Annotated in this window: 14 protein-coding genes; 10 read left to right on the top strand and 4 right to left on the bottom strand. The window is 61.0% G+C overall.

Going from position 1 to position 12966, the window contains the following annotated elements; translation table 11 throughout:
• Window positions 1-129: 129 nt before the first annotated feature.
• On the top strand, window positions 130-744 hold the full coding sequence (locus NAT23_RS08110) for a cyclodeaminase/cyclohydrolase family protein (RefSeq protein ID WP_251927210.1): 615 nt from the start codon (window positions 130-132) through the stop codon (window positions 742-744).
• Window positions 745-872: 128 nt separating this feature from the next.
• Here the strand turns inward: NAT23_RS08110 and NAT23_RS08115 are convergent, their stop codons facing one another.
• Complete coding sequence (locus tag NAT23_RS08115; protein ID WP_251927213.1) at window positions 873-1451, bottom strand: DNA-3-methyladenine glycosylase I; 579 nt, start codon at window positions 1449-1451, stop codon at window positions 873-875.
• Window positions 1452-1578: 127 nt separating this feature from the next.
• Here NAT23_RS08115 and NAT23_RS08120 point away from each other — a divergent pair, with 127 nt between their 5' ends.
• The 8 genes from NAT23_RS08120 to NAT23_RS08155 all read left to right on the top strand — a co-directional run bounded on the left by NAT23_RS08120 (window position 1579) and on the right by NAT23_RS08155 (window position 8508).
• Entirely contained in the window at window positions 1579-1758 is a 180-nt protein-coding gene (locus NAT23_RS08120; protein WP_251927215.1) for a hypothetical protein, read from the top strand.
• A 396-nt stretch (window positions 1759-2154) separates the two neighbouring features.
• A complete protein-coding gene (locus NAT23_RS08125) occupies window positions 2155-2328 on the top strand; it encodes a hypothetical protein (RefSeq protein WP_251927220.1) in 174 nt (57 codons plus the stop codon).
• 231 nt (window positions 2329-2559) lie between these two features.
• On the top strand, window positions 2560-3543 hold the full coding sequence (locus NAT23_RS08130; RefSeq protein ID WP_433962198.1) for a TAXI family TRAP transporter solute-binding subunit: 984 nt from the start codon (window positions 2560-2562) through the stop codon (window positions 3541-3543).
• Between the two features lie 102 nt (window positions 3544-3645).
• Window positions 3646-6240: a TRAP transporter permease gene (locus NAT23_RS08135; RefSeq protein ID WP_251927223.1), complete on the top strand. Its 2595-nt coding sequence runs from the start codon at window positions 3646-3648 to the stop codon at window positions 6238-6240.
• Between the two features lie 205 nt (window positions 6241-6445).
• Window positions 6446-6727 carry a hypothetical protein gene (locus NAT23_RS08140; protein WP_251927226.1) on the top strand — a complete coding sequence of 94 codons (282 nt, stop codon included), beginning with the start codon at window positions 6446-6448 and terminating at the stop codon, window positions 6725-6727.
• A gap of 220 nt (window positions 6728-6947) precedes the next feature.
• Window positions 6948-7472, top strand: a complete 525-nt coding sequence (locus NAT23_RS08145) for a helix-turn-helix domain-containing protein (RefSeq protein WP_251927229.1) — start codon at window positions 6948-6950, stop codon at window positions 7470-7472.
• Entirely contained in the window at window positions 7469-8170 is a 702-nt protein-coding gene (locus NAT23_RS08150) for an AzlC family ABC transporter permease (RefSeq protein WP_251927231.1), read from the top strand. The genes NAT23_RS08145 and NAT23_RS08150 overlap by 4 nt, the downstream gene beginning before the upstream one ends.
• A complete protein-coding gene (locus tag NAT23_RS08155; RefSeq protein WP_251927234.1) occupies window positions 8167-8508 on the top strand; it encodes an AzlD domain-containing protein in 342 nt (113 codons plus the stop codon). Before NAT23_RS08150 ends, NAT23_RS08155 begins: the two co-directional genes overlap by 4 nt.
• A gap of 49 nt (window positions 8509-8557) precedes the next feature.
• Here the strand turns inward: NAT23_RS08155 and NAT23_RS08160 are convergent, their stop codons facing one another.
• From NAT23_RS08160 to NAT23_RS08170, 3 genes are read right to left on the bottom strand one after another with little or no spacing between them, the layout of a single operon-like run.
• Complete coding sequence (locus tag NAT23_RS08160; RefSeq protein ID WP_251927245.1) at window positions 8558-10117, bottom strand: sensor domain-containing diguanylate cyclase; 1560 nt, start codon at window positions 10115-10117, stop codon at window positions 8558-8560.
• A complete protein-coding gene (locus NAT23_RS08165; protein ID WP_251927248.1) occupies window positions 10114-10539 on the bottom strand; it encodes a hypothetical protein in 426 nt (141 codons plus the stop codon). Before NAT23_RS08165 ends, NAT23_RS08160 begins: the two co-directional genes overlap by 4 nt.
• A gap of 8 nt (window positions 10540-10547) precedes the next feature.
• Window positions 10548-11660 (bottom strand): hypothetical protein, encoded by a 1113-nt coding sequence (locus NAT23_RS08170; protein WP_251927250.1) that lies wholly within the window; start codon window positions 11658-11660, stop codon window positions 10548-10550.
• A gap of 220 nt (window positions 11661-11880) precedes the next feature.
• On the opposite strand from NAT23_RS08170, the gene NAT23_RS08175 reads away from it, so the two are divergent.
• Complete coding sequence (locus tag NAT23_RS08175) at window positions 11881-12888, top strand: DNA topoisomerase IB (protein WP_251927253.1); 1008 nt, start codon at window positions 11881-11883, stop codon at window positions 12886-12888.
• The last annotated feature ends 78 nt before the right edge of the window (window positions 12889-12966 follow it).

Raw genomic sequence — 12966 nt, forward strand, 5'->3', positions numbered from 1 at the left:
GCCCCGGCGGATGAAGGCATGGGTGATGTACCGCCAGCGCGCCGGTGAATAACACACGAGTCACCGCAATGACCACTATGCTTGAAGCGCCTGCCCGGCCGGGCAGAACACACCATCCTTGGGAGTGGCATGACCATGACAAAACAGGGCGGCGATCTCTGGCAGCATCGACTGAGCGATTTTCGCGACACTGTGGCCCGGGCGCCGATGCCGGGCTGCGGCGCCACGGCAGTGGTCAGCGCCGATCTGGGCCTGGCGCTGGTGCTCAAGGGGCTTAATCTAAGCCAGCAGCACGACACCAGCGCGACGCGCCAGGCGCTGATCGAGGAAGGAGAGTCGCTCAAGACGCGTCTCGCGCCATTGGCTGATGAGGACATTGCCGCCTTTGAAGCCTTCATGGCCGCCGCGGGCGGTGGCGAAAACGATGCCGGGCGCCAGGACGCCCTCCACGAGGCGGCCAAAAACGCCGTCGAGGTGCCATTGAAAACCGCGCGACTGTGTGACGCGGCACTGGCGCTGGCGCATCAGGCCAGCGATCACATCGAGGCGCAGTTTCTAAGTGACGCCGTGGCCGGTGCCCGGCTGATTCACGCTGCGCTGCACGGCGTGCTGCTCAACGTGAGCGCCAATGCCGAGCAGCTCGGAAGCGACATCGAACGTGACCGGGCGCTGCACGCTCGTGATGGCTTGGCCCATCGCGCCGATGCGTTGCTTGCAACCATCACGGCAGCTGCGTCGGACTGACTCTGCTCCGCTCATGGCCCAGGCCCGGCGTCGACGCTGGGCCGGCGCCGGATACAGGCTCTCGGTGCCCGATTCACGAACAAGCGCAAGAACAAAGCGTAAGAACAGGAACAGGCACGGTTCGCAGGTCACTTGGAAAGCGCCGCGACCTCGAGGAGGCGAAAGCAGTCGTGAACATGATCGTTGATCATGCCCACCGCCTGCATCCAGGCGTAGACAATAACGGGGCCTGCAAACTTGAAACCGCGCGCCTTGAGCGCCTTTGAGAGCCTGCGTGAGGTTTCGGTCTCGGCCGGGACCGGGGTCTGCCCGGCCTGCACCGGCTGGCCCTGAACGAACTGCCATACAAAAGGGCCGAACGGCTCGCCGTTGTCTTCCATCGCAAGATACGCCCGGGCGTTATGGATGACCGCCTCGATCTTGACCCGAGAGCGAACAATGCCTGCATTGCCGAGCAGGCGCTCGACATCTTCATCCGTAAACGCCGCCACGCGCCTCGGCTCGAACCCCTCGAACGCCGCCTGAAACGCGGCGCGCTTGTGGAGAATGGTCCGCCAGGAAAGGCCCGCCTGAAAGCCATCAAGCATCAGCTTTTCCCACAGCGCCCGACTGTCGAACACCGGCACTCCCCACTCGGTGTCGTGGTAGTCGATCATCTGCGGGTCGGTGCCGGGCCAACGGCAACGCGGGCAGGGGTCAGTCGTCATGATGGGCTCCATGAAGTGCAAGGCGGTATAAAAATGCGCTGCTCGGCACAGCGGCACGCCGCGAGACACGGCATGATGTAACGGTCGATTACCTAACGCGACATTTACTTACAGAGAGCGTACAGCAATGTTCATCAAACTTGTTTCTACCCTGGTGGTTACTATAGCGGTCGTGGCTGGCGGCGCTGCCTATGCAGGCGGTGGCTGGGGCAACGATCACGGCCAAGGCTGGGGATTCGGGTTCGATAAGCACCCTCATGATCGTGGTGTTCATGGTGGATGGGGTCATGGTGGTGACTCCTGCTGAACGCCTTGATGTAAATTGCCTTTGACGCCCGCCCTGCGCGGGCGTTTTTTATGCCCGTCCGACTCGGCAGCCTTTCTCTTTCGCCTCTTGCACCTCTTCAGTCTTCTCCGCCTTCCTTCTCTTTTATCTCTGCCTCGCCCCGTGTATCTACCCCGCGCTCCTTGTTTCGACACGTACCGATGCCCTTGCAGTCACACTCCGCGACGGTGCTCGCTGTCTCGGAGCGCGTTTTGCCCCCTCCTACTCTGACCTGAAACATCTGATGCGCCTTTAGAAGATTCACCTCATCCGGCACAGAAACAGAGTGTTAATTAATTCAGCATCGCGTTACTGAATTAACACAGACTGCGACGCGCGCGCAGTACTACATCTATCATCAGACAGAGTATGTAACGCATGAAAATCATCACCGCACTGGGTTTTGCAGTCATCATGACCACAAGCAGCGCGGCCTACGCCGGCGGCGATCAATGGTGGGAAGGCTGGTTCAGCGGGGGCAGCGGCGGCGGCTCCTGGTTCAGCGAGCTGTTCGGTGGAGACGACACTAAAAGCGACAGCAACATGTGCTGACCCCTGGCGCACCCCTTAAAAGCTCGCCCGGCGCGGGCTTTTTTTTAGCCATGCGAATCACTTAGCCAATTACTTAATCAAAACTTAAAGTTACGCATTGGTCGTTTTGCAATGACGCGCGCATAAGATTAGGTTGGTTCACACAACACCAACACAAATCGGCCCCCGCGTTCGACCCACCTGTTCGGATGCACATGCAGTTCGGGGCTACTTACCTGAGGGATCCTCATGTTGAAACGTCACTCCATGAAGGCGCTGTTCTCCGCGGCCACCTTCGCGCTTGGTACGCTCGCGCTCACTTCCGCACCGGCCCAGGCCGCCGACAAGTTCATGACCATCGGTACCGGTGGCCAGACCGGCGTGTACTACGTGGTCGGACAGTCGATCTGTCGTTTCGTCAACCAGGGTGACAGCGGTTACAAATGTAACGCGCCGTCTACCGGCGCTTCCGTCGCCAACGTCAACGGCATCGAAAACGGCGACCTGGACATGGGCGTGGCCCAGTCCGACGTTCAATACAACGCCTACAATGGCGAAGCCCAGTTCAAGGGTGAGGCCCATCAGGATCTACGAAGCGTATTCGCCCTGCATGGCGAGCCGGCGACACTGGTCGCCCGCGCCGATTCCGGCATCGATAGCCTCGATGACCTGAAAGGCAAACGCGTCAACATCGGCAACCCGGGGTCGGGCAACCGCGCCACCATGGACATGATCATGGAAGCCAAGGGCTGGAAACGAGGCGATTTCGCCCTCGCCTCCGAGCTGGACAGCGCCGAACAGGCCTCCGCCCTTGCCGACAACAACATCGATGCCTTCCTGTTCGTTGCCGGTCACCCGAACGGCTCCATTCAGGAAGCAGCGACCACGACCGATGTCAAACTGGTGCCGATGGACGATTCAACCATCAAGAAACTGGTTGAAGAGCATCCTTACTACAGCTTCTATACCGTGCCCGGCGGCATGTACAAGGGTAACCCGGAGGACGTGACGGTCTTCGGTGTGGGCGCAACGCTTGTAAGCTCGTCCAAGGTCGATGCCGATACCGTTTACGCCGCGACCAAGGCCGTGTTTGAAAACTTTGATCGCTTCAAGAAACTGCACCCGGCCTTTGCCAACCTCGACGAAAAAACCATGATCAGCGAAGGGCTTTCCGCACCGCTGCATGAGGGCGCCAAGCGCTACTATCAGGAAAAGGGTTGGTCAACCGAAGACTGATCAGGTAACACTACTCGAGTACGCTCATGACGCCCCCGGCCCGCCGGGGGCGTTGCGTTGCTGCCCGGCACACGCCGTGCGGTTCTAGTAAGGAAAGCGCCCATGACACATTCTGATACCCATTCAGACGACGCCGCCGAACGCGCACGTCAGATGGCCGCCAGCGCAGACACTGGCGGTCGCCAGCTTACCGGCTGGCCATCGAGGCTGATTTTGCTGCTGGCCTTCTGCTGGTCGGCCTTTCAGCTCTGGATTGCCTCGCCCTTGCCGTACATGCTTGGCTTTGGCGTATTCGGCGCGACCGAAGCCCGTTCGATCCACCTCGCGTTTGCGCTTGTGCTCGCGTTTCTTTCCTATCCGGCGCTCAAGCGCTCGCCGAAGGATCGCGTTCCGCTGCCGGACTGGGCCATGGCGCTGGTGGCCGCGTTCGCGGCGATGTATCTCTATATTTTCTACGATCAACTGGCAACGCGCCCCGGTAACCCGATCACTCAGGACGTCGTGGTGGGCATCGCGGGGCTTGTGCTTCTGCTCGAGGGGACGCGCCGCGCGCTCGGACCACCGCTGATGATCGTTGCCCTGGTGTTTCTGGGCTACTCACTGGCAGGCCCCTACATGCCGGGCATGCTGGCCCACCGAGGCGTCAGCTTCGAGGCACTGATCAATCACCAGTGGCTTACAAGTCAGGGCGTATTCGGCATCGCGCTCGGCGTCTCAACCAGCTTCGTGTTCCTGTTCGTACTGTTTGGCGCGTTGCTCGAAAAGGCCGGCGCAGGCAACTACTTCATCAAGGTCGCGTTCTCGATGCTCGGCCACTATCGCGGCGGCCCCGCGAAGGCGGCGGTCGTTGCCTCGGGGCTGACCGGCCTGATTTCCGGCTCCTCAATCGCCAACACCGTCACCACCGGCACCTTCACGATCCCGATGATGAAAAAGGTCGGCTTCAGTCCGGTCAAGGCCGGTGCGGTCGAGGTCGGCTCGTCCGTCAACGGCCAGATCATGCCGCCGGTCATGGGCGCGGCTGCCTTTTTGATGGTCGAGTACGTCGGTATTCCCTACGTCGACGTTATCAAGCATGCGTTTCTACCGGCGGTTATTTCCTACATTGCCCTGCTCTATATCGTCCATCTGGAAGCCATGAAAGCCGGCATGAGCGGGCTAAAAAGCGCCAATCCACCCAAGCCCTGGGTTCAGAAGATCCTCGGTTTTCTGACGGGTCTCATCGGCATCATGGGGCTTTCGGTCGCGGTCTATTACGGCCTTGGCTGGCTCAAGCCGCTGCTGGGTTCCGCAACGCCCTGGGTCGTCGCGATTCTCCTGGCGCTTGTCTATGTGGGGCTTTTAAAACTTGGTTCGAACTATCCCGAACTTGAGCACGACCACCCCGACAGCGACATCAGCGAGCTGCCACAGACCAAGCCCACCGTGATGGTCGGCCTTCACTTCCTGCTGCCGGTGGTGGTGCTGGTGTGGTGTCTGATGGTCGAGCGCCTGTCGCCGGGGCTGTCCGCGTTCTGGGCAACTGTCATGATGATTCTGATCATGGTGACCCAGCGCCCCATCGATGCCGTGTTCCGTGGGCGTGGCCAGCTCGGCCAGGCCGCCAGGGCCGGCGTACATGATGTCTGGATGGGCATGATCGACGGCGCACGCAACATGGTCGGTATCGGCATCGCGACCGCCACCGCCGGCATTATCGTCGGGGCGGTCTCGCAAACCGGCGTCGGACTGGTACTGGCCGACCTGGTCGAACAGCTCTCGATGGGCAGCCTGATGCTGATGCTTCTGCTGACCGCCGTGCTGAGCCTGATTCTCGGCATGGGCCTTCCAACCACCGCCAACTACATCGTGGTGTCGGCGCTGCTGGCCCCGGTTATCGTGCAGCTCGGTCAGCAACAGGGGCTTTTGGTCCCGCTGATCGCGGTTCACCTGTTCGTGTTCTATTTCGGCATCATGGCCGATGTAACACCGCCGGTGGGGCTGGCCTCCTTCGCTGCCGCCGCCATATCGGGGGCAGACCCGATCAAGACCGGGTTCCAGGCCTTCTGGTACAGCCTTCGCACAGCGGCGCTGCCGTTTCTGTTCATCTTCAACACCGACCTTTTGCTGATCAACGTCGATCTGTGGCACGGCATTTTGATCTTCGTGGTGGCAACGCTTGCCATGCTGATCTTTGCCGCCGCCACGCAAGGCTGGTTCGTGACCAAGAGCCGCTGGTACGAAACGGTGCTGCTGCTTTTGGTTGCGTTCACGCTGTTCCGCCCGGGCTACTGGCAGGACATGATCGTCTCGCCATGGAACGACCTGCCGCCGGCCCAGCTTGGCCAGGCGCTGGAGCGCGCCGATGCCGGAGAAAGCGTGCGTGTCGCCATTGATGGGCTCGATGACTACGGCAACGCCACGCACTTTGTGGTCGAGGTACCGCCGGTGGACGGGGAGACCGCGCAGGACAAGCTCGATAACCTTGGCCTGATGCTGCATGAGGCTGACGGCAAGACCATGGTGGACATGGTCACCTGGGGGAGCGAGGCCAAGGAACTGGGCTTCGATCTCGATCAGACCATCACCGCCGTTCGACTGCCGGCTGACCGCTTCGCCAAGGAGTGGCTATGGGCGCCGGCGATGATCGTGCTCGCCTTGATCGTGCTGCTTCAGCGTGGCCGGAGGCGCAAGACCTCGGAGCCAACGGCAGCCTGAGTGCTTGAAACCTCGTGACGGCCGGGAAGCTGCGCTCACCGCGCAGCCTCCCGGCTTTTTTTATACAGGCAGCGCCCCGGATTATACTTTGGTCTTATAGCTTGCGTTAATCATTAGCATGCTAAACACCAATTAGAAATACGTTAGCAACCTAAGTAAATTACTCCTCAGACGAACACGATCACCGCCTCTGAAGGAGACACCCATGAAACTACGTCACACTCTCGCCGCCCTGACCGCCGCTGTTGCCCTTGCTCCGCTGGCCGCCAATGCAAGTGTTTTGACCGAGACTTCCAAGGACATTTACAGCGAACCGCTGGCTGCACCTACCAGTACGGTCACGCATATCGCCCAGCCAGTGGATTCCCACGGCGGCAGTGTCAGCATGGCGCAGGCCCGCAGCTACATGAATGCCCACGTCCAGAAGACCCACTTTGACGGTCAAGGCAGCGACGTTCCGAACGTCGGTCATCGCGCCGATTGGTAAGCTCTTGATCGACTGAGAGGTTCTTTATCGGTCGATAAGTTTTCCATCGATTGGCAAGCCTGCGCTCGATTGATGAGCACCACAGCTGCCCGCAGAACGCCCCGGATCTTCCGAGGCTTTTTTTTGTCCGTACCGAAGTCGTGCGGTCAGCATCCACCATTGACAGATCGTTCCATATAACGAACACTGCCGCGTTCGTCCCATATATGGAACAGACTGAATGAACACAACCGACACAGTCGCCCTCGGCGCCTGGTTGAGTGAGCTTCGAGGCAAAAAGGGGTATTCGTTGTCGGGGCTTGCAGAGGCTGCCGGTCTTGCCAAGTCCAATCTATCGCGCATCGAGCGCGGCCAGGCCAACCCAACGCTTGATACGCTCTGGCGGCTTGCGCGCGCACTGGACCTGCCGTTCGGCACGCTGGTGGCGCCTGTAATCGGAACACTGATCGAGCAGGGTATCGAAGTGCAACTGATCGCTCAGAACACCACCGATGCCCCGATGGATCTTTATCTGATGCGCCTGCCAGCCGGCGCCATCCGAACGTCCGAACCGCACCCGGCGGGCACGCGAGAGCGGGTCACTGTGATCAATGGTGCACTGGTAACCGGGCCGCTTAACGCACCGGTCTCGCTTGCGGCCGGTGGCACTCACGCCTTCGATGCCGGTCAAGCCCATCACTATCGAGCGCGGGTCGAAAGCGAGGCGCTGGTCGAGATCCACTACGTACCAAGGGCTTCGACATGACAGCGCCCACCTCTCATCCACTCACGCGTGGGCTGATGCAGGCCACACCGATCGTTGCAGGCTATGTTCCGGTCGCGATCGCCTTTGGCGTGATTGCAGGCCAGGCGGGGCTCTCGCCCTGGCTTGCCGCCACAATCTCGGTACTGGTGTACTCGGGCGCCGCGCAGTTTTTGATGATCGGCTTGATCGGCAGCGGTGCATCGCCTTGGTTCGCTGCCTTGCTGGCGCTGTCGGTCAATCTGCGCCACCTGGTCTATGGCCCGGCCATTGCCCATTACCTGCCGAAAAGCCCCTGGCTGATCGGACTGGGACACCTTTTGACCGATGAGGCCTTTGCACTGGCAAGCGCCCGACTCGGGCAACACCCCCCGGCCGATCGCCTTGGCTGGCTTGCGGGTGCATTGATCACGGCGTGGGCAAGCTGGGTCAGCGGCACGCTGATCGGTGCTCTCGGCGGCCACTGGCTGACTCAGAAGCTGCCCATGATCGGGGAGATTCTGCCCTTTGCACTGCCGGCACTGTTCGTAACGCTTCTGCTGCCGCGCATGCAGAGCACCGCCTGGCGTCTGGCGGTGGTCGCAAGTGTCGTGGCCGGCGCCGTGTTTGCACTCATGGGCTGGCCCAACGCCGGCATCGTACTGGCGGCGTTGGTCGGGGCAGCGATGTTCATTTTGTGTGATTGGAAGGGGGCGGCATGATGACATCGACGCTTCTGGGCGCCATCGTGGTCACGGCGCTCGGCACCTGGGCCATGCGCGCGTTGCCGCTTCTGTGGATGCAGCGACGCCGCGACTCAAGCGCCGACCCGGCGGGCGCCACGCCGCCGATTTGGCTGGTGCGGCTGGGGCCACTGTTGATCGCGGGGCTTCTTGGCACGTCATTGGTGCCCGCCTCCCTCGACGCCGCGCACCTGGTGCCGACCGCCCTGGGGCTTGCCGCCACCCTCATGTGCTGGGCCTGGGTGCGCGGGCTGGGCTGGCCCATCATGGCAGGCGTGGCCGCGTTCGCACTCACCCATGTTCTGATGATGGGCTGACCCGCCGGGCACCGGGTCGGGTTTCGTTCAGGATTCATCACACCGTGGGTCAGGTGTCGTCATAGTAGCGCCAGGTGTTTCGGCCCGCGCGTTTGGCGGCGTACATCGCCTTGTCCGCAAGCTGGAGCGCCCGGCTGCCCTCACAAGCGTCGCGGCCAAGTACGGCAATGCCGACACTGACCCCCATGTAGACGTGGGTGTTTTCGATCGTGAGCACCGGTGTTTCACACGCCTTGCGCAGCGAGACCAGCATGGCATCCAGCGCGTCGCGGTGGGTGCGGCTTGAAAGCAGCATCACGAACTCATCGCCACCAAGCCGTGCCAGATAATCTCCGGCACCCAGCAATCGATGAAGGCGTCTGGCCATCTCGATCAGCGCCTCATCGCCAACGTGATGGCCGTAGGTGTCGTTGATCTGTTTAAAGTGGTCGAAATCGACCAACAGGATTGCCCGTTCCGAGCCACTGTCACTTGCAGCGCTTAACTCACGCTCAAAGCCAAGCCGGTTGCCGTATCCGGTGAGAGGGTCGGTGGTGGCCAGTTCCTCGGCCTGCTCGGCGGCGCGTTTTCGCGCGGTGATGTCGTGCACCACCCCTTGCAGGTGATCCTCCTTGAGCCAGCTGAGACTGATCGCGACCCAGCGCTCATCCGCGCCCCGAGCAGATAGGTGCAGTTCAAGCTGGGTTCGCGGGTTCGAGTTCATAGGTACTGGAACCGCCAGCCCCCGAACGCGCTCGGAAAGCATCGGTACCTGCTGGCCCCGGTCGATGCTTTCAAGTTCAAAAAGACGTTGAAAGGCGGCGTTGGCCGACACCAGCCGCCCCTGATGGTCAATCTCGAAAATGCCGGCCTCGACGTTATCGAACAACAGGCTGTAGCGACGCTCTTCCATGGCGTGAAGCTGTCGAAGGCGGCGCTCTTCGGTGAGGCTTTGCATCAACCGATCGATCATGGCGTTGACGCTGAGCACGAGTCGCCCGATCTCGTCGTGGTGGTTGCCTCGGGGCACATCCAGCTTCTGACCGGTTTCGGCCTCGAGCTCACCAAGCTTTCGAGACAACCCTGCGATCGGGCGGGTCACGAACTTGACCGTCACCAGAATCACGCAGAGGCCGATGCCCAACAGCTGCAGCACCAGCGCAGCACTCAGAAACCGGGACGCATCGGCGACCAGATGGTCGATCTGGGTCTGGTCGGGCACCATGAAAATACGACAGATCGACTTGGATGCGTCGAAGGGCGATTTTATATCGCGACTTACCGCCGTATCGCCCCCCTGCCCTCCGGCCCCCCCGGCGGCGAGCACCGTGGTGTCCGAGGCAATAATACGCACGTCCCTGACGATGCGGTTTCCAAGAAGCCCTTCCACAACTTCCTGGGCAAGCTGGGTATCGTTGATGAAACAGGCAATCTGGGTGGCGCGCTCGACGGTCGACATCAGCTCTTCAAGGCGCTGCCCCTGGCGCTTCGCCTCATCCCGGCTTTGTATGCCAAGCGCTGCGCCAAGAAAGAGCACGCCCAGCACGCCAACCACGCCGACCACGGTAATGGTCGCCCGGGCGGTAATGCGTGTACGCAGCACCCGAAGCAGTGTCCGAAGCGGCGTCATGAGCGGCCTCCAAACTCATACACCACGCGAACACGCGGATCGACACTGCTCTTGTCCAGATACCCGAGCACGCCCGGATTGTGGGAGATCAGCTCGATCGTTTCATCAAAGCCCTCGCTCTTGCGTGGCGGCGAGCCACGCCCTGAAAACACCAGGCGCGCCCACCAGGCGTTGATGTCGGCAAGCTCGCGGTTGACCAGCGCCTTGTAGAAAGACGCTCGAAGCGGCATGTAATCCACCGGCACGACCGGCTCCCCGCCCGGCAGGGTGGATAGCCGACCCATGAAGATGTTGACCACGTCGTCGTAGCTCAACGACTGAACCTGGCTGTCGGCACTGACCACCACCACCAGATTCGCGCTTGCAAGCGCGGGCGTGAGCGTCAATAACAGGGCAATCAACAGCGTGCGTAACCACCTCATGAGCGCTCCTAGAACACAATGTCCAGTCCAAGGCCGAGCATGACGCGTTCCTGTCGGCTGTAATCGTCACCGCGCCCTCGCCAGAACGGCGCGGCCCCATCGACCGTCACGTGATCGACCTGCAGTTTGAGCGCGGCGTTGGTCGCGACATCAAAGCGCGTACCGACACCGATCGTGCGCTGCCAGAAATTATTGCCACTAAGATCCTGCTCCGGGTTGGCGTCGATGTAGGAGACCACCACATAGGGCATGAACCGCTCGATGCGATAGCCGGCCGAGACCAGGCCGCTGTCGATGTGACCGCCCTTACCGGCAAGACTGGTTCGGTTGACCATCGCATTGATCTGCCAGCGCGCTGGCGTCCAGTCGAGCGCCAGTGAGACAAATTCGATATCGGAAATGCCGTACAGGTCAGAAAAATCGACGCCTTGCTGCGAAAACGCACGCAGCTCCTGGAGCGAGAATTTATTGGGGTTGCTGTAGTGATAATCGGGGTCCATGCGAAGCCGGGTATAGCCCAAACGCATGAACCAGTCCTGTGTGCGGTAATCCAGATGGCCACCGCCGGCACGCCCGCGCTCGATGCGCGCCGAGGTATCGTCGGTGAAGTAGAGCTTTTCACTGCCGCTTCGGCCCGCGAACGCGGTTGCGCTCAGCACACCGCGCCCGACCGGGTGTCGGTAGGTCACATCCGCCCCTTCGATAAAGGGCAGTTGCAGCAGACCAAAGACCTCGACGGGCGGTCGAATCCAGGGGTAGCTGTAGCCGACGAAGCGGGTTTCGGAAAAGGCGTAGGCGTCCCAGCCAATCCGGCCCAGACGGATATTCAGCTCATGGCGCGGCGTGTACTTCAAGAACGCAAGCATGACCTCGGGGCTGAAATCACCGCTGCTGTGGTAGCGGCTTAGCCCCTGCACCGTGGCATTGAAATCATCTGTCAGTTCGTAGTCGAGCTGAAGACCGAGAAGACTATCGGCGCGAACGCTTACGGGGTTATCCCCCCCTTTGGGCTGATCGACGTTTCGCACCAGATCGCCCTTGCCACCGACGCTGTGAAGCGCGGCGACGGTTGCAAACCCGCGCACGCGCACGTGGTCTTCGGCGATCAAGCCATGAGCCATCGCCCCTGCTGACACTGCCCATAACAGACTCGACACCACGAGGATCACATACGATCGCATAGCATTGCCCGTTTTTTGGAATAAGACAGGCACTGACCAAAATCACACCTGTACGTTTGAAATGTCGGCCCGGGCGCCGGGTTCTTGATATCGAGCGGTCAATGAGCGCTTTCACGGCGAGCGTCTACGCTTGAGAAAGCACTGAGATAAGGAGCATCACGTGGCACCGAACACGGTCTATCGTCAGCCGCATGGACGCGGCTTCACCTACAAAACCGCACAAGGCAAGACCTTCACCGACACGAAATGGCGTGGATGGATCAAGCGGCTCGCCATTCCCCCCGCCTGGAAAGAGGTCGAAATCACCCTCGACGAGCACGCCAAGGTGTTGGCCTCCGGGCGCGACAGCGCAGGCCGCAAGCAGTACGTCTACAACCCCGAATGGCGCGAGCAGCAAGAGGCGCACAAGTTCGACCGCATGATTCGCTTTGCCGAGCGGCTCGAGCCCATGCGCCGCACGACCGGGCAGCACCTGATCCTTGAGGGCATGCCGCGGGAAAAGGTGCTTGCCTGTATGGTCCGCCTGATCGACGCCGCCTACTTTCGCCCCGGCAGCGAACGCTATCGCGATGAAAACCAGAGCTATGGCCTGACCACCATGCGCTCGAAGCACCTGACCATCGAAGGCGACGAGCTAATCTTCGATTACAAGGGCAAAAGCGGCCAGCAGCAGCACCGCGTGGTCGAGGATGAGCGGCTCTCGCAGGTGGTCAGTGAGCTCGATGACATTCCAGGCTATGAGATCTTCAAGTACTACGACGATGACAGTCAGAAGGTTCGCGTCGACAGCCAGGACCTTAATGACTACATCCACGATGTGATGGGCGATGAATTCAGCGCCAAGGACTTCAGAACCTGGGCAGGCACATCACTTGCGGCGCTGGCGCTGGATGAGCTGGGCATCGGGGATAATGAAAATGCCAGTCAGAAAAACGTGGTGGAAGCGGTCAAGCGGGTGGCCGAGCGCCTCGGCAATACGCCAAGCATCGCGCGGGCAAGCTACATCGATCCACGCATTCTCGAAAGCTACCTCGACGGACGCACGCTCAGCCATTTCAGACAGTTGGTCGACGTCGAGCTCGAGCAGGACGCCCTGACCGGCCCCGATGAGCGCGCCGTGCTCGAAATGCTCAAAAGCCGGGTCACACGCGAGACCAGCACCCCCTGAGCCTTGGCCGGTGGAAACGCGTCACCGGCCAAGGCATCATGAGCCACTGATTTTCATTTTTGACCAAGGAGCCCTGCC

This window comes from Larsenimonas salina (genome assembly GCF_023736155.1).
In the GTDB taxonomy this organism is placed as follows: domain Bacteria; phylum Pseudomonadota; class Gammaproteobacteria; order Pseudomonadales; family Halomonadaceae; genus Larsenimonas; species Larsenimonas salina.